At 37.8% G+C, this 17649-nt stretch carries 15 protein-coding genes; 8 read left to right on the top strand and 7 right to left on the bottom strand.

Annotation, left to right across the window (positions count from 1 at the left end; all coding sequences use genetic code 11):
- Window positions 1–34: 34 nt before the first annotated feature.
- The 4 genes from SAGCYANO_RS24655 to SAGCYANO_RS24640 all read left to right on the top strand — a co-directional run bounded on the left by SAGCYANO_RS24655 (window position 35) and on the right by SAGCYANO_RS24640 (window position 7434).
- On the top strand, window positions 35–634 hold the full coding sequence (locus SAGCYANO_RS24655; protein ID WP_202222499.1) for a tRNA-(ms[2]io[6]A)-hydroxylase: 600 nt from the start codon (window positions 35–37) through the stop codon (window positions 632–634).
- A 1989-nt stretch (window positions 635–2623) separates the two neighbouring features.
- Window positions 2624–2761 carry a hypothetical protein gene (locus tag SAGCYANO_RS24650; RefSeq protein WP_202222498.1) on the top strand — a complete coding sequence of 46 codons (138 nt, stop codon included), beginning with the start codon at window positions 2624–2626 and terminating at the stop codon, window positions 2759–2761.
- Window positions 2762–5308: 2547 nt separating this feature from the next.
- A complete protein-coding gene (locus SAGCYANO_RS24645; RefSeq protein WP_202222511.1) occupies window positions 5309–5782 on the top strand; it encodes a GNAT family N-acetyltransferase in 474 nt (157 codons plus the stop codon).
- Window positions 5783–6252: 470 nt separating this feature from the next.
- Window positions 6253–7434: an FtsW/RodA/SpoVE family cell cycle protein gene (locus SAGCYANO_RS24640; protein ID WP_202222497.1), complete on the top strand. Its 1182-nt coding sequence runs from the start codon at window positions 6253–6255 to the stop codon at window positions 7432–7434.
- Between the two features lie 235 nt (window positions 7435–7669).
- Here the strand turns inward: SAGCYANO_RS24640 and SAGCYANO_RS24635 are convergent, their stop codons facing one another.
- Together SAGCYANO_RS24635 and SAGCYANO_RS24630 are read right to left on the bottom strand one after the other, a co-directional pair.
- Window positions 7670–7849, bottom strand: coding sequence for a hypothetical protein (locus SAGCYANO_RS24635; RefSeq protein ID WP_202222496.1), 180 nt, complete (start codon window positions 7847–7849; stop codon window positions 7670–7672).
- Complete coding sequence (locus SAGCYANO_RS24630; RefSeq protein ID WP_202222495.1) at window positions 7827–8483, bottom strand: Crp/Fnr family transcriptional regulator; 657 nt, start codon at window positions 8481–8483, stop codon at window positions 7827–7829. The genes SAGCYANO_RS24635 and SAGCYANO_RS24630 overlap by 23 nt, the downstream gene beginning before the upstream one ends.
- 304 nt (window positions 8484–8787) lie before the next feature.
- On the opposite strand from SAGCYANO_RS24630, the gene SAGCYANO_RS24625 reads away from it, so the two are divergent.
- A complete protein-coding gene (locus tag SAGCYANO_RS24625) occupies window positions 8788–9057 on the top strand; it encodes a hypothetical protein (RefSeq protein WP_202222494.1) in 270 nt (89 codons plus the stop codon).
- Between the two features lie 506 nt (window positions 9058–9563).
- On the opposite strand, the gene SAGCYANO_RS49415 is transcribed toward SAGCYANO_RS24625, so the two are convergent.
- Together SAGCYANO_RS49415 and SAGCYANO_RS49410 are read right to left on the bottom strand one after the other, a co-directional pair.
- The gene (locus tag SAGCYANO_RS49415) at window positions 9564–9848 is read right to left on the bottom strand and encodes a CHAD domain-containing protein (protein WP_375339984.1); all 285 of its coding nucleotides are present in this window, start codon (window positions 9846–9848) and stop codon (window positions 9564–9566) included.
- 89 nt (window positions 9849–9937) lie between these two features.
- The gene (locus tag SAGCYANO_RS49410) at window positions 9938–10579 is read right to left on the bottom strand and encodes a CHAD domain-containing protein (RefSeq protein WP_202222493.1); all 642 of its coding nucleotides are present in this window, start codon (window positions 10577–10579) and stop codon (window positions 9938–9940) included.
- Window positions 10580–11357: 778 nt separating this feature from the next.
- Here SAGCYANO_RS49410 and SAGCYANO_RS24605 point away from each other — a divergent pair.
- Together SAGCYANO_RS24605 and speD are read left to right on the top strand one after the other, a co-directional pair.
- The gene (locus SAGCYANO_RS24605) at window positions 11358–12413 is read left to right on the top strand and encodes a pentapeptide repeat-containing protein (protein ID WP_202222491.1); all 1056 of its coding nucleotides are present in this window, start codon (window positions 11358–11360) and stop codon (window positions 12411–12413) included.
- A 161-nt stretch (window positions 12414–12574) separates the two neighbouring features.
- Window positions 12575–13015 (top strand): adenosylmethionine decarboxylase, encoded by a 441-nt coding sequence (speD, locus tag SAGCYANO_RS24600; protein WP_202222490.1) that lies wholly within the window; start codon window positions 12575–12577, stop codon window positions 13013–13015.
- Between the two features lie 703 nt (window positions 13016–13718).
- On the opposite strand, the gene SAGCYANO_RS24595 is transcribed toward speD, so the two are convergent.
- Complete coding sequence (locus tag SAGCYANO_RS24595) at window positions 13719–14309, bottom strand: hypothetical protein (RefSeq protein WP_202222489.1); 591 nt, start codon at window positions 14307–14309, stop codon at window positions 13719–13721.
- Window positions 14310–14460: 151 nt separating this feature from the next.
- Between SAGCYANO_RS24595 and queF the strand changes: the two genes are divergently transcribed.
- Window positions 14461–14895: a preQ(1) synthase gene (gene queF, locus SAGCYANO_RS24590; RefSeq protein ID WP_202222488.1), complete on the top strand. Its 435-nt coding sequence runs from the start codon at window positions 14461–14463 to the stop codon at window positions 14893–14895.
- A gap of 811 nt (window positions 14896–15706) precedes the next feature.
- Here queF and SAGCYANO_RS24585 read toward each other — a convergent pair.
- Window positions 15707–17206 carry a hemolysin family protein gene (locus tag SAGCYANO_RS24585; protein ID WP_202222487.1) on the bottom strand — a complete coding sequence of 500 codons (1500 nt, stop codon included), beginning with the start codon at window positions 17204–17206 and terminating at the stop codon, window positions 15707–15709.
- A gap of 9 nt (window positions 17207–17215) precedes the next feature.
- The gene (locus tag SAGCYANO_RS24580) at window positions 17216–17611 is read right to left on the bottom strand and encodes a zinc ribbon domain-containing protein (protein WP_202222486.1); all 396 of its coding nucleotides are present in this window, start codon (window positions 17609–17611) and stop codon (window positions 17216–17218) included.
- Window positions 17612–17649 lie beyond the last annotated feature (38 nt).

Below are 17649 nucleotides of genomic sequence, written 5' to 3'. Positions count from 1 at the left end.
AAGAACGTTATGAAAATGAACACAAAAAATAAATATGCAACTATCAAAAACACCAACTATTAAATATATTAAACAACCAACTTCCCAAGCTTGGATAGAACAAGCGATCGCTAATCTAGACACGATATTATTAGACCATTCCCACTGTGAACGAAAAGCAGCAGGAGTAGCTTTAAATTTAATGTTTCGCTATCCTTCAAGCACGAAACTTATCAAAAAATTAACAGCTATTGCTAGGGAAGAATTAGAACATTTTGACCAAGTAAACCAATGGTTAGAACGCCGTAATATTCCATTAGCTCCTCTAAATTCTCCTCCTTATGGAGCAGCTTTAAATAGTAAAGTGCGGCGGAATGAACCGGAAAGAATGTTAGATTTATTATTAGTTTACTGTTTAATTGAAGCTCGAAGTCACGAACGTTTAGGCTTACTTGCAGATTACTGCCCAGAACCAGAGCTAGCAAAATTTTATCGTAGTTTAATGGCGTCTGAAGCCAGACATTATGGAATATATTGGGTTTTAGCTACAACTTATTTTGAACAAGAAAAAGTAGAAGAAAGATTAGAGGAATTAGCAATATTTGAAAGTGAAATTCTGAGCAATTTACATCCAGAACCACGCATCCATAGTTAACTAGGGTTTGCTGAAAAAGTCTTTTTTAACGAGTAGGGGAGTGGGGGAGTGGAGAGTAGTTAGGAGGAAGAGAGAATAGAATTTAATTAGGAGCTAGTCGGATATATTTGTCAGAGTGATTTTTCTGCAATTATTCTGCCTTTGATGCTAACTTTTTGAGGATTTTGGGCTGAAAATCTAGCACTTTTTTCAACCAAAAAAAGGCTTTGGCTAATATCAGTCAATGCTTTGAGATTAGATCGGTAGAGCAATAACTAGCTATCATATTAAATCCGGTTGAATACTACTTATTATATAGTTTGGGCAGTAGGGAAGTGGGAGAGTAGGGTAGATTGAAGGCTTGAAGTCTAGATAGAATTATGAACAGATATTACATCACCAGATTCTATATCATCCAAAAATTTCCATAACTATAACGTTGCAGTTCAGGGTCTGACCCCTGATATCAAATCCGGTGTGCGATTCGTTTAACCTCTGAAATAATCTTAATGGTTATTAAGGCAGGTTAGTCTCAGATCGAGATAATTCTAGTTAACATAGAGGTTAAATTCCTCTCGTCCAGGGTTCGGGCTGACTTCAAGACTCAGGTTTCATATTTAACAAATATGTCTCCCGGTGCATGGGTCTAATGTAATGAGGACAGATAGCCAAAAATCCGTTCTCATGCTAGAGAAGTTCCATATGATTAACCTACAGTGAATCAGGTTATCGGTTCGTTATGATAGAAAGGTGAAATTAGGCTGATACACCTTGGCCAAAAGGCACACTCCAATGTTGCTTGAGATGACCGGATTCTCAATGCTGAACCTAACAGGAGTCGGACTAAAACCTGGAATTCTTTGTGGAACATCAAATGTAACTAGGAAACGAAGTAACCCCTTTTAGCCTCTCTCAAAGAGTAGGAAAAACTTAACCAATGGCTATTAGGGATAAGGATTCCCCAAGAAGCAAGCCTGGAGTAATTTCTAGGATGAGCAGACGTGGGGAGGCATTGCTCTTAGGCGTGAAACCGAAATTGTATTAAGCCAAAACGCACGCTGCCGGGGTAAGTAGGCTCAAATCGAGAGTAGGAGACTCATGCCCGTGAAAAATCTCCAGGTATCCAAGCCGAAGAGTAGCGAAAACCGAAGCGCTCCAAGGGTTGACAAACCTTGAAATATAGGTGCGAGAATAGGTGTAACCAACCTTGAAGAATCCTGCAATGTTAGGAGCCGTGTGAGCTGGAAACTCTCATGCACGGTTTTGAAACAGAGGTGAGGGGTAGCGATACCCCCATCGACTGTAACTGAATACTTATTATATAGTTGAGAGCAGGGGAGTGGGGGAGTAGGGGAGATAAAATAGACATCTTCAATAATAAAAAATCTATGATCGTATTATCGTACAGAAATTATCAATTATTTCCCTGTAGGGACGTTGCATAAGGGCGTCCCTACTATGCATGAAGGAGATGTCTAATATTGAAGTAATTTACAGCGCTTTTCATATGAATGAACCACAAAAGTGTAAAATGTGACTAAAGACCAAAATAGTGATCTAGAGCGATACGGCTGACGCCACGCTCCGCGAACGCCAAACCACAAAAATGGCCAGACCATATTCACAAAATTTAGGCCGACCTGTGCTTAGGGCCTATCAAAACCAAGAAGGTTCTCAACGTCAAATAGCACAAAGGTTTCAAGGAACGTTTAACTTTTGTCCGTAATTTCAGAGCGGCATTATCGAACCACAGGAACTGTGAATCCAAAGCAACGTGGAGGAGGACCATTACCTAAATGTGAGGCTAATTTTGATTCTTTAATGAGCGCAGAAAATTCAACAACAACCAGATATGCATGCTTTGTGAGCTATGGGAATATGAGCGAAATTAGAACAGGAGTCAAAGTCAGTCTATCAACAATGTATAGAATTTTAAAAAAATCAATATAAGTAGAAAAAAAAGTATTTGCGCTTCCGAACAAGAGAGAGAAGATATTAAGCAAAAACGTTATGAGTATCGAAAATGGCTGGATGCGCGTAGACATAAATAATTTGGTTTTTGTGGATGAATCAGGAGTAAATTTAGGAATGACTCGTCTTTATGGCCTTTTGAAAAGTAGGAGAGAGAGTAGTCAGCAATGCTCCTAGAAATAAAGGTAGAAACACAAGTGTCTTAGGAGCCTTAAGCTTGGATGGTTTAATAGCATCAATGACGGTAATTGGTAGTACAAATAAAAATGTATTTGAAACATATGTAGAGCAAATTTTAGTACCTCAATTATGGCGCTTAAGCAATTGTATTGATGGATAATTTAAGTATTCACGGGAGGGCTAATAATTGAAGAATTAATTAACAAGGGCAGGAGCCGAATTAATATTCTTACCAGCCTACTCTCCAGATTTGTCACAAGCCCGAATTTGAAGAGTCAAAATTTAAAAATTTCCTCCGTTCTTATCAGCCTCGAACTTCAGAACAATTGGATCGAGTTATTAGTAAGCGCGTTCGCGGAGCGTGGCGTCAGCCGTATCGCTCAAATTACTGAAGATGATGCCATGGGTTGGTTTGAACATTCTGGTTTATTCATATGAAAACTGCTGTAAGAAATTATAAATAGATATTATATAACCGGATTCTATGTGCAACCCCACCGGATTTGATATGATAATAACTACAACGTTGCAGTTTAGGGTCTGACCCCTCATTTAGTCCCGATCACCAGATTCTATATCATCCAAAAATTTCCATAACTATAACGTTGCAGTTCAAGGTCTAACCCCTGATAATAACTACAACGTTGCAGTTTAGGGTCTGACCCCTCATTTGGTCTCTATCACCAGATTCTATATCATCCAAAAATTTCCATAACTATAACGTTGCAGTTCAGGGTCTGACCCCTGATAATAACTACAACGTTGCAGTTTAGGGTCTGACCCCTCATTTAGTCCCGATCGCCAGATTCTATATCATCCAAAAATTTCCAGAACTATAACGTTGCAGTTCAGGGTCTGACCCCTGATAATAACTACAACGTTGCAGTTCAGGGTCTGACCCCTCATTTAGTCCCGATCGCCAGATTCTATATCATCCAAAAATTTCCAGAACTATAACGTTGCAGTTCAGGGTCTGACCCCTGATAATAACTACAACGTTGCAGTTCAGGGTCTGACCCCTCATTTGGTCTCTATCACCAGATTCTATATCATCCAAAAATTTCCATAACTATAACGTTGCAGTTCAGGGTCTGACCCCTGATAATAACTACAACGTTGCAGTTTAGGGTCTGACCCCTCATTTAGTCCCGATCGCCAGATTCTATATCATCCAAAAATTTCCAGAACTATAACGTTGCAGTTCAGGGTCTGACCCTGATAATAACTACAACGTTGCAGTTCAGGGTCTGACCCCTCATTTGGTCTCTATCACCAGATTCTATATCATCCAAAAATTTCCAGAACTATAACGTTGCAGTTCAGGGTCTGACCCCTGATAATAACTACAACGTTGCAGTTTAGGGTCTGACCCCTCATTTAGTCTCTATCACCAGATTCTATATCATCCAAAAATTTCCAGAACTATAACGTTGCAGTTCAGGGTCTGACCCCTGATAATAACTACAACGTTGCAGTTCAGGGTCTGACCCCTCATTTAGTCCCGATCGCCAGATTCTATATCATCCAAAAATTTCCAGAACTATAACGTTGCAGTTCAGGGTCTGACCCCTGATAATAACTACAACGTTGCAGTTTAGGGTCTGACCCCTCATTTAGTCTCTATCACCAGATTCTATATCATCCAAAAATTTCCAGAACTATAACGTTGCAGTTCAGGGTCTGACCCCTGATAATAACTACAACGTTGCAGTTCAGGGTCTGACCCCTCATTTAGTCCCGATCGCCAGATTCTATATCATCCAAAAATTTCCAGAACTATAACGTTGCAGTTCAGGGTCTGACCCCTGATAATAACTACAACGTTGCAGTTTAGGGTCTGACCCTTCATTTGGTCTCCAAACCCTCATATAAAATCAGGCTAAACACTTAATTGTATATTTGAGGAGGATGGGAAGATAGGGAGATGGGGAGATTTGAGGCTTGAAGTCTAGTATAGAATTATGAACATATATATAACCGGATTCTATATCAGCTATAAGTTATCAGATTTTATAGCTCTGGGTCATTTCAGTTATCAGTTATCAGTTAGCCTCCTCCGGAGGAGCTACGCTAACAGTACCTCTGCAATAAGGAGGCTTGACATAAGGAATATGCTCTTTTCTTTTGGTCAATTAGATATGGCGAGGAAACCCGCTCTTATCAGAGCCGCTCCGCTGTTAGCGTTTGCGGTAGCATTCCGGAACGGAAAGCTTTGCGGTAGCAAACGCCATCTCTCGACCGCTTTTTATCCCCTTAAAAGGGGAGGCGCATACCCAGAATTTTTCGGTAAACAAAATTGTTGAGGAGGTAAAAGTTTCAGAGTCTATATATATCCTTTGATTTTTTACAAATTATTTGGGATTTATATATAGCAATTCTAAATCATTTGTGATAATTTGCTTCGGTGTTCCCTTTTCCTTAAAATCTACAATATCTCACAACTCAAATAAGATTGCTACATAACCTTTTTCTGATAAAGATAAAAGCTTTAATCTACTACCTAAAACCTGCTTAAATTATGAAAAATATTATCGTGATTTTGTAATTAGAAACTGGCAACCAGATGACCGTCAAATAGTAGCAAATATTATCGGTTCTGTTCTGGCAGAATATAATTTAAACTGGGAACCCGAAGATGCAGATCGAGATGTCTTGCAAGTAGAAAAATTTTATCAAAATGTAGGAGGAGAATTTTGGGTAGTAGAAAAACAAGAAAAAATATTAGGCACTGCCGCATATTATCCAATTTCACGAGGTAATAAAGCAGTCGAAATTAGAAAAATGTACTTATTGCCAGAAGTCAGAAACCAAGGTTTAGGAAAATTTTTATTAAAAGAATTAGAAAACAGAATTATAGAATGTAAATTTCAAGAAATTTGGATAGAAACAGCAACAGTATTACAAGAAGCTGTTAAATTATATGAAAATAACGGTTATCAATTAACAACTGGTGTAGAAACCAAGCGTTGCGATCGCATTTATCAAAAAATTCTAGACACAAAAGAAACAGTAAATTAATCGGGACTTAGACAAATTGACCTTTGAAGCACCATCTGTAGGGGCGCCATTCGGAGCTTTGCGGAGCGCAAATGGCATTCGCCCTTGCTATATGTAGAGTCCCTGGGTAACTCCTGTTAATATTGAAGAAGGTTGTAGTAGCTCGTCCAGACTAAAATTGTGGGTAAATACAGGCTGATAATATTGAATTTACTGCCTTCTGCCGCAATTGCTTTACCCACATTCTAAAGCTAGACACGCTAGTAGTCGTAGTTGAGAAAAGTTTACCTACCACCTAACACCTACCACCTACCACCTAAGAGCTGATTTATAAACTTAGTTAAAAGTATTACATCACCTAGCTTTCAGGAATTTGGGGTATACAGGATGATAACTCGCCAAGCCTAAGTATAGCGAGAAATTCAGCCTCTTAATATTTACTTTATAAATCAGCTATAACACCTAACACCTATAACCTACTACCTAATAATATGGATTTACGTTATCTCATTCCCTTTTTCGACCCCAAAGTCCAAACATGGGCTATAGAAGCTAGACTATTGCGATGGTTAACATTCCTCTGGTTATTTATTGGTTTAGTAGTATTATTTTCCGCCTCCTATCCCAGTGGTGCAACAGAATATGGAGACGGTCTATACTTTTTTAAACGACAATTAATATGGGCCTTAGCAGGAATGGTGGGATTTAATATAATTGTTTATACCCGCTTATCCACTATGCTGCAAACTGCCAAAATAGGTTTAATTCTGATACTCACTCTACTACTTCTCACCCTGATACCAGGAATAGGAACCACAATTAATGGTGCAACTCGCTGGATATCATTAGGTCCAGTAGTTATTCAACCATCTGAACTAATGAAACCTTTTTTGGTGCTACAAGCAGCTCATTTGTATAGCAGATGGAGTCGCTTGACTTGGTTAGTGAGAATAATTTGGTTATGTACTTTTTCTCTAATCCTAGCATCCATCTTACTACAACCAAACTTAAGTACCACCGCCTTATGTGGCATGATTCTATGGTTTATTGCCTTTGCTGCAGGACTACCTTACTTTTATCTGGGAGGTATTGCTTTAGCTGGATTTCTTTTAGCTACCATTAGCGTCAGCATTAATGATTATCAGAGGAGGCGAGTTCTTTCTTTTACAAATCCTTGGGCAGATTCAATGGGGGACGGTTATCAGTTAATTCAAAGTTTACTAGCAGTCGCTTCTGGAGATATTTGGGGTAGTGGTTTCGGGTTATCTCAGCAAAAGCTACATTTTCTTCCTATTCCATATAGTGACTTTATATTTTCTGTTTATGCTGAAGAGTTTGGTTTTGTGGGAGCCTTATTACTGTTACTTTTATTAGCTACATACAGTATTATTGCTTTGAGAGTGGCTTTAAAAGCTACTAGAATGGAAAATCAACTTGTAGCTATTGGAGTAATGATAGCTTTAGTCGGTCAGTCTTTCTTGAATATAGGTGTTGCGACTGGGATACTGCCAACTACAGGTTTACCATTACCAATGTTTAGTTATGGCGGTAGTTCAATGATTGGTAGTTTGTTGCTAGCTGGGTTGTTAGTTAGAGTAGCCAGAGAAGAAAATCAGGCAGATGTTTTAATCTTTAAAGAACGTCGCTTGAGAAGGCAACGCTATGTGCAATAGACATCTCCGGAAAAGAGGGAGTAGGGAGTAGGGAGTAGAGAGTAGTGGGAAAAAATTGATAAATAAGAGTGGGATAATTGATTTTATTTTTTATTATTGGTGATTTCTAATAGACATCTCCAGAAGAGAGGGAAAACCAGATTTAGGAAACAAGGAGAAATAGAAAAATAATTGATAATGTATGGATAGGAATAGATTGAATTTTTTGGTTTGTGGAGATGTTTAATAATTTTTCTTATCTTTTCTTTTGCAGGTTTAATACCCCACCGTCAACGGGGGTGCTTAAAATTGTTTGGAGTTTGTAGACACGAAGTGGCAGGTCGTTGACTATCCATAAGCAATTTTTCCTTCTGCCTTCTTCAAATTCATACCAAAAATTTATTTGAGTAAGTTTAGTGATTATTGTTACTGACAAATCCAAACAAATCTGATGAGTATGCAAAAGCTTCATTTTTTAATATCAGATGACGGTCTTTATCTCTATCGATCCATCCTTGCTGTTGTAATTTCCCCAGAATTCTCGTGACAGTCACTCGCGTTGTACAAATTGCACCAGCAATATCTTGATGAGTCAAGCGAATATTTAACCGAGTACCATCATTCACAGGCTGGCCAAATTCTTGCTTCAATAATAGTAACAGTTGATGGAGACGGTCCTCTACTCGTCGTTGTCCGGCGATCGCTAATAAAGCCTCTGTTTGCCGAAACCGTCTTCCTAATTGAGGTAACAATTCTTGAGCTAATTTTGGAGAAGCCTCTATCTCGATCATTGTGTACCACATGAGACAAACATCTGACAAAGCATTTGCCCGATAAGTCTGCAAGTGGGAAAAACAACTACCAAAGCACATAGAAGGTCCACACCATCCGAGTAGACCTTCTTCGCCTACTGGATAAAGAGTACTTAGTCGCACTAAACCCTGACAAATTTGCCAAATACCTTGCGACATTAAAGGTATTGTTTCTCCTTTATTAAAAAAGTGTAGATGACGTTCAGAACTCTTATTATAATTATTAGTTTCTATAGTTGCTCTAGAAGTTTGAGCCATATTTATACATTCCAGCTTACTATACTGGTTTTAAATACATAGTATTCAGAATATCCTCATAAAGTAAAGATTAGGTAATTAAAAGATTAGTAATAGGTTAAACTTTTTTAACTAGCGCTTCAGCTATCAGCCTAATAAAGATAGATAATGGTATCTGTTTGCGTAGCATTCCGGAACGGAAACGCTTTTTAATCATTATTCTACGCCACTCAGGAAGACAGTAGACACAAGCATAATTTTTTTAGATGAGATAAATTTTATCCCAGAAGGAAGCAGGAAGGACCTAAGCAGAGAAAAATCGGTTGTGCGTCAAGAAAGTGTGGTTCGTGTGGGGAGGGTGGTTCGTGTGGGGAGGGTGGGGAGAGCTGAGAAAGTAGGAGGAATAATTGGTAGTGCGTCAAGGAAGTGTGGGGAGGGTGGGAAGTTGGTTCCTGTGAGAAGACGCTCGAAAGTAGGAGGAATAATTGTACCTGTATCTTTTTGGGAAGTGTCTCTGACCCGTCCTAACTTTTTAGTCTTAAAGGCTGAAAAATTTGCACCCCCTTCGCGACAAAAATGCGCTAAGGCAATATAATCTCAGTTCTTTTAGATTATATAGGTCTGCCCTACTTACTTATCCCACACTTTACGCTCTGCACAACCGAAAAATCTTACATCGTCTGAGCTTTAATATTTATATACGTCCTAAACTTTGCTTCAACTGCTATATATATTTTCTGTTTTTTACTAAATTTTTGCCTACTACCAAATTCTGGAGAAATAAACCTCTTGCAAAAGTAAAAATTAAATATTCACTTATTTTTTTGTTTTTTCTGTTACCAAAAAATAAGGTCTGAAGCCTCCCCTTGGCTGCGCCGCGAGCTACCGCTCTACAAGGGGATAAAAAAGCGGTCGAGAGATGGCGAGGAAACCTCGCCATATCTAATCGACCAAGAGAAAATCAAGTTCAATATTTCAAGCCTCTGACTTTCCTGCGGAATGCTACGCAAACAGGCAGAGAGAGGTACTGATAACTGATAACTGATAACTGATAACTGATAACTGAAATGACCTCTACAAAGAAGTATAATATACCAAGATTCAGACCGTAGGTCGTAATAATTCAGAACGGAAATTTTGTCTAACTTGAATATTAAGATATCGCCTTTGCAACACCTGCCATTTTCGCCATGCTTGATGCCAACTTTGTTGTAGTTGCTTCTCTAAAGTAGGAAGAACTTTGTCAATTTTAGATTGCAAAACATTTTCCAAAAATCCTCTTAAAACAACACCATCTTGAATATCGCCGAGATATTCCTGAATTTCTTTCATATCTTTTAAATAAGCTTCATAAGTCGGACCATAAAATTCTGTAAATAAACTCATCTGGTAACGAACCCGTTTTACTTCCTTACGCAGACTATGTAGATTTTCCTCATCTAGATCGCTAATACTTATAAAAGAAACATCATTATTTATTTTGACAACTTGATGCTTGGAATTAGTTTTTGTAGTAAAAAATCATGATTATCACTTGTTTCTAAATCCTCTGCTTCAACACCAACCAACCAACCAGGATGAAGCAGTAATTGACTAACTTCAGGTAATAATAAATCTGGTAATACCTCTTGAATGGGCAGGCGAGAAATACTTGTATAAATTGGGTTATCCAACCATTCCTGCAATTTCTGCTTCAACATTAAATAACTCTTATTTCCAAGTATTCCTCGTACTTTTTTAAAAGCTTGACGACGTTGTTTTCGTAACCGCTGCATAACCTTTTCTAACTCTGCTTGTTCTTGAGGAGGTAAATTTGGTTGATAGCGATTTTGAAGCGCCTCTAAAAGAACATCTAAATCTCTTAAACCCCCTAAACAACGAGCAATTTTACCAATCTTTCGATCTTGAGCTGCTTTCGGCAAAGTGACAACTGGCCTGAAACCTTGAGCAGCAGAGCGCAAGCGTCGCATACCCACACGCATTTGATGTAGTTCCTCTGGGTCTCGATCTTTGAGTACCTCTGGTTCATGTCTGAGGGTTTTCTGAAAATGCTTTTCAAAAGCTAAGGATGCCCAGTCTCCAAGACTATTTACTTTCGGCAATACTTGTGTTGTCATAGTTAATTAAAACCCTAACTCAACTTTTGCAGTTACGTCTACGTTCTTCTGAAAAACCTTTATAATAACACTTTTTGTTGCTTTTTAACAAACTTCCTCGTCTATTTTGATTTCCCAACAACTCTATTATATGAGCTACACTTTCAAGCAAGTATGAAAAAGTATGGCGCACATCATAAAAAAGTATTTTGATCGATTAAAATAATTGAAGTTAAAGATTCAGGCTTATTTAACAAAAATTTGTCTAATAATTAACTGTCAGCTATCATTTTTACGCAGCCAATTTCCCAAAAATTAGGCACTGATGGATCAAATAGATATAAGCAATAAATGCAGTGTAAGAACATCAGATACTCAAGGTTCAGCTTCAGACGAACCTGGTAGCTTAATTATTGTGCAGCTTAATCACAACCTGCAATCTAGTTGTCCCACGAACTATCAGGGGGGTGACACTAGCTGAACAGGCCCGCAGCCACACAAGGGTCTCTAGACTGCTAAGGATGTCAGTAATTAACTCCTGTAATTAGATCGATACAACAAATAGTAATTAGTAATGGAGTAAAGTTCTATTCTCCAACACTTATGAATCTATTTAAACTAGGACATCCCAGATGAGGGCTGCGCCGACTAACTTTGTTTAGCATTAACAAAAAATAACTTCTGTTGAAATTTTAACCAAATATAGAATCCTTTAAACTTAGTATTTGGCAATTAATTAGCAATTCAGATGAAATTCAGCAAATCAACACAAATCTAGATAAATTAACAGATTTATTTTATGAATGTCAGCGAGCTTTTAAGCGCAAATGAACTATTAATTAGACACTCCAAAGGAGAAAGAAATTTTCAAGGAGCTAACCTAGTTGCAGTGAATTTAGGTGCAGCTAACCTTAATCGCAGTAATTTAAGTAATGCTAGTTTCAAAGATTCTTACCTATCTAAAACTAAACTAATTGGAGCGAATCTAGTTGGTGCAGATTTTAGTAATGCTAATCTCTCTGAAGCTAAATTAATTGAAGCTAATTTGAGCGCTACGAGCTTTACTAAAACTACTCTTATTGAAGCCGACTTAACTGGAGTAATTTTGAGTGGGGCTATTTTTTCAGAAGCAGATTTAACAGAAGCTATTCTGATTGGCACTAGCATGGTCGGAACTTGTTTGCTGAATGGCTCAAAACTGACTCAAGCTAACCTAACAGGAGCTACCCTCAGCCGTGCTATTCTCAGTGGCGCAGACTTAACTAAGGCCACTTTAAATCGGGCAATTATGAGTGAGGTAGACCTAAGTGGCACTTTATTAAATGAGGCAAGTCTAATTCGAGCTTATCTACAACGAGGAAATCTCAGTGGTGCAAAATTAATTAAGGCAGATTTAACAGAAGCAACCTTGACAGAGGCAAACCTTTGTGCTGTTGACTTAACTGAGGCAGACTTACAAGGGGCAAACCTCAGCAATGCTAATCTAAGTGGAGCAAATTTGAGTGGAGTTAATTTACAAGGAGCAAATCTTAGCAATACTAATCTCAATAGTGTTAATCTTCAACAAGCAGACCTGCGAGCCGTTGACTTGAGTAAAGCTAACTTAAGAGGTGCTAACTTGAAAGCTGCTAATCTCTCAGGAGCAAATTTATTAGAAGCCGATCTGCGAGGTGCTAACTTACAGAAAGCTAATCTTTGTGGTGCTGGTTTATTGCTAGTATCTCTTAAAGGTGCTGACTTGAAAGAAGCTTGTTTGTGTCGTGCTAACTTGATTGGGTCTAGTTTAAATATTTCTGCTCTTCAGGATGTTTGCTTAAAAGAAGCAATTATGCCGAATGGTTCAACTCACAGATAGAGTTAAAATATAGTTAAAATAGATATATGGAGTAAGTCTGGCTAAAGAGCTAAATTCTCCAAAAATGGTTACATTAATCACTCATAATTCAAAAATTCCAAAATTTTGTGATAAACTAAAAAATTGGAGACCTTAATCGGGTGGAGGTATAACCGCGCAGAATGAAACAATTGGGAACCCATCTAGTCGTTGATGCCTGGCAGTCCCCTGCGGAGCTGCTCAACGACCCTGAACGTATCCGTCGCTGTTTAATTGATGCAATTACAGCAGGGGGAGCAACTCTCATAGACTTATGTGTTCATCAGTTTAGTCCTCATGGAGTAACTGCGACAGCAACACTGGCAGAGTCTCATATTGCCATCCATACATGGCCTGAGTTAGGTTATTTTGCTGCTGACTTATTCTTTTGTGGTCGTGGAAATCCCCATAAAGCTGTAGAGATTATAGAAACCGCTCTCCAAGCTAAACAAATAAAATTGACTGAGATCGAGCGCGGTTTTGACCCTGGGATGGGAGTCCAAGATACTTCTACAAAAGATTGTAATGTTAACAATTTGGCGCAAACAAGTTTAGCTAGAGGATTAACAACCAATCTAAATTAATTGCAATTAAAGTACATAATATGTTTGGTTTGAGTTAATAATCCCACGACCCAAGCCGTGGGGTTATAAATTATCATAATGTATTTTGAGTCTTTGACTTCTCACCCGACTGAAGTACGGGTGATTCTAAGGAGTTGTTCCAAATCGGTTTAAAAACACGATTCGTCACACCTACTAGCTGTCACTGGACTTAATCCCAGTGGTGGTAGTCAAAAACCACCTACAGACTCAGATCTGCTGACAAAAATGCCACATACATTGCCTTTACTTTTTTAATTTTATTTTCAGAGTGGTTTTACTCAAGTCAGAGCCATAAATCCCTATGTCTGCTTCCTATTTGCCTGTGCCAACTGTCTTGATAGAACAGTGCTACTAGTTTCTTACTGGCGGGAGTTTCACCCCTACAAGCATTGAGTCTATGGGACAAACCTTGTTCCTACTCGTATTCATTAGTATTATAGCGCTACAAGTTTAGGTTAGGACATTCCTAAACCCACCAAACCCACTCACAGTTTACTGTTGCCTGTTGCCTGTTGCCTATTGCCTAGCGCGTAGCGCTATATCCCAAAATGTGGGATACTTGGGAATAAATTGCCACAACTTGTTTTCATCCAAGGGCTAAAGCCACTTGGCTTTCAACTGCACGTTTTTTTTGTAAATTCTTAGATATGAGAATTTATTATTGCAGTGGCACAGCGAAGCGTTATCGTTGATTTAAAATAGGGCGTACAACCCAGTATCCAGCACCAAATGCAGCAATTACAATCAAACAAATAGCAACTATTAACCAAATTCCATTCAGTTCAGATACTTGCCTGGAATTAAAAGTTCTACTGTAGCGACTTCTATCTGGTTCTTCTGTAAATAGATACTCTGGAGAATCTGGATCGTCTATTTTTTTAGACTCGGTAAATGGTAGAGAAGGTGAGGCAGATGATGTTTCAGGAGAATCTACCTCAAAATCAGAATTAAAGGAGTTATCCCTAAAAGTATCTACCTTAAGTTCAGAGTGGGGAAAAGAAGACACTTGAGGTTGAGTTACTTGAGTTACTAGCATGGAAGAATTCAGAGTTTCTTGTAACTGTGTCGCAGACTGAATAACTTTTTCAAATTCTCTTCTGAGTTTTTGATTTTGCTGGATTAACTGCTCATTATGAACTTTGAGTGATTCTAACTTGATTTGAGTTGCTTGTAGCTCCGCAGTAGCTTCTCTATATACAGAAATAGGTACAGATGGAGAGTAGTTATTTTCGGGTTTATGTCCCATCTGATTAGATGCGCTAATATTTTGCATTATTTTACTATTATGATATTTTTCAATCATTATGGCGGATAATTAGTGAAATTAGACCTATAATATAATAATTCGTCAAGTCACTATCAAAGAAAAATATTTACTTATACAAATAGACATCTTTATATTATTGATTATTTAATTAATATCTATGAATTATTCTGAAACTAACCATGAACTTTCTCAAGATTTTAGTACAAAAGAACCTAAATATGGAGAACGAAATATATTAGAAGGAGAGTTAATTACTTTTCCTAATCCTCGTATTGGACGACGTTATGAGATTAATATTACTTTACCAGAATTTACTTGTAAATGCCCCTTTTCTGGTTATCCAGATTTTGCCACAATTGACGTAAAATATGTTCCAAATGAACGAGTAGTAGAATTAAAAGCGCTGAAATTGTATATTAACAGTTATCGCGATCGCTATATTTCTCATGAAGAATCAGCGAATAAAATCTTAGATGATTTTGTAGCAGCTTGTGACCCTTTAGAAGTAAAAATAAAAGCTAATTTTTATCCACGAGGAAATGTTCATACTACTATTGAAGTGGAACATCATAAAGAAAATTTAGAGAAGTAATCATATTATTAAGCATTCAGCTATTAGCGGTGAGCTATTCCTAGGTCATGCTGCGCAAACAGCTTTTTAATGAATGAAGTAAAAATTTGTTTAATATCATGTCAGGTAGTATCGGTATTGTATAACTAAATTAAGGAAGAAGGAATAAGGAAGAAATAAGAAGGAAAAACCTTAAATATCGTAGATATTTCCCTAGCTTTTATAGCCCTAGGCATTAAGGTGTTTGACATGAATAGAAGCAGCAAACCCAAATGTATTTCCCTGTTGCCTATTGTTTTCCGGAGCTGTTGCCTTGCCCCTATACACAAACGCGCCCCAACGGACATGATATAACTTATACTACATTTTTCACCCATAATAATGACGGGGCTTTAATGAATATAGACTTTAAAATCAGCTTTTAGGCGTAAGTAGGGTTTGCTTATGGAAAGTCTTTTTGCTCTTTGTAGGAGACAGGAGACAACCCACCCCTCGCCCCGACCGTGGAGGGGAGGGGAAGACAGGAGGAACGGGGAATGGGCGAGGAGGTAGGAGTAAGAATTGTCTCTCAATTTTTCTGCCATAATCGTCCCAATATACTAGCTTTTTGCAGCTCTTGCCACCGAAAAGCTGGTACTTTTTTCAATTCTAAAACGCTAAAGCCTTTATATGTCAATACTTTTAGCTTTATTCAGCAAGCCCTAAGTATAAATTCTGACTCAATTAGTAAAGCTTTTATCTAAAACTAAAAGCAATAGCTGATGGCTGTTTGCGCAGCATTCCGCAGGAAATGCTTACTTTTAGAACAATAAAAGTTACTTTAATAGCGCTTTTAGTTAATATCTTGAGGGTCAATTTCCGCCTGAGTAACTGAACTATCAATTAGTTCATCTGATGCAGTTTGATTAACTTTTTCTTCTTCTTCATACTCTAAAAATGCATTAACAATTTGCTCATTTTCTAACTCTTCCAATTGAGTAATCTTAATTTGATCTAGACGTGGGCCTTCAGCAGAAATAACAGTAAATTCAAGATGGTCATACCATAACTTTTCTCCAGTAGTAGGTATTTTTTGTAACTGATAAATCAAAAATCCTCCCAAAGTTTGATAATCCTCAGTTAGAGGTAAATCCAAATTCAATAATTCATTAACTTCTTCTACACTTAACTGGGCCTGCACAATGAAAGTTTGATCGTCCAACATTTGCAGAGTAAACTCTTCAGTACCAGTTACTTCATAACTATTACCACCGATAATTTCAGCAATCAAATCCTCTCGCGTAATTAATCCAGCAGTACCACCAAATTCATCTACTACTATTACCATTTCTGGGTGCTGACGACTATTTGGGATTTGACGCATTCTTTGCATCAATGATAATAACTCGCTCAAATACATTTGTTCAGATACAAACCTTACAGGGCGAACCCAAGAACTAATTAAGGTTTGTGGGGATAATAAACCTTTGGCTAAAGGTTGGGCCAATTCTTTAAAATCTATAATACCCTGAATATCATCTATGGACTCACCAACTACAGGGTAACGAGAATGACCAGATACCTTAATTTCATCCAACAAATTTTTAAAAGTAGCCGTACTAGAAATAGCATCTATATTAGTGCGTGGAACCATGACTTCTAAAGCTGATACCTCCCCAAATTCAAAGACATTACTAAGTAACTGTCGTTCTTCCGCTTCTAAACCAGTTGATTCAGTAGAAGTAGAGATAATTAACTGTAATTCTTCAGGGGTAACTGGTGTTTTCCAGACATTATCAGTGTATTTAATTCCTATCAGTCGTAATAACCAACGAGTAGATTGATTTAAGACCCAAATAAATGGATTAAAGAAGCGAGATATAGCTAGACTCAAAGGACCGAATAATCTAGATAACTTTTCTGAATACAATATTGCTACTGACTTTGGGCATAATTCTCCTAGTACAATTTGCAGGTAAGCCAAAATAAAAAAGGTGACAATTGGGATAGCTAGGGAGTGAGCGATCGCTTGACTAACATGAATAGAAAGCGGTAGTTCAACTATTGCAGCTTTAACAATCATGGCTATAGTTCCTTCACCTATCCAACCCAAAGCTAAACTAGACAAAGTAATGCCTAACTGAGTTGTTGAGAGTAGTCTGTCTATATTTTTTTGAAGTTTTTGAACAATTTTGGCTTGAACATCACCTGCATCTACTAATTGATTAATGCGGGATCTACGCACAGAAACTATAGAAAATTCTGCTACTACAAAAAAGGCATTAATAGTAATCAGCAGAAAGACTGACAAAAGTCGCGACATTATCTCTGCCGATGTCAGGATTTGTGACATACTCCCACACTAAGCTGGCGCTATAGTGTGGGCTTCTCGTTTCGCAGCCCCGGTATTCCGTCTGGCTCCACGAGCTTTAAGGACGGAATGCCATGCCGCCCTGTTTTTGATATTTATCGCTGCATTCAAGTCGCGCTCTATTACAATTCCGCAATGTGGGCAAGAATGAGTTCTTTGTGATAATTTTTTAGGGACTTTTTCCCCGCAGTTTGAGCAATCTTGGCTAGTATTTTTGGGGTTTACTGTTGTAGTCTTTTGTCCAGCATTTGCCTCCTGGGTCGGAGCTGCGCTAACAGCTTTGATAGTCAAAATAGTTAGAAATTTACCCCATCCAGCATCGTTAATTGATTTACTGATTGGAAGTATAGCATTATTTTTGGGAATTGGTATTATATCTCTCAACATTTTCATGTTTAATACTTACAATTTATACATACCATTAA

Source organism: Okeania sp. KiyG1, from assembly GCF_014132355.1.
Lineage (GTDB): Bacteria > Cyanobacteriota > Cyanobacteriia > Cyanobacteriales > Microcoleaceae > Okeania.
Note: the sequence above shows the minus strand (reverse complement) of the source record. Positions and strands in the feature narration are given on the sequence as shown.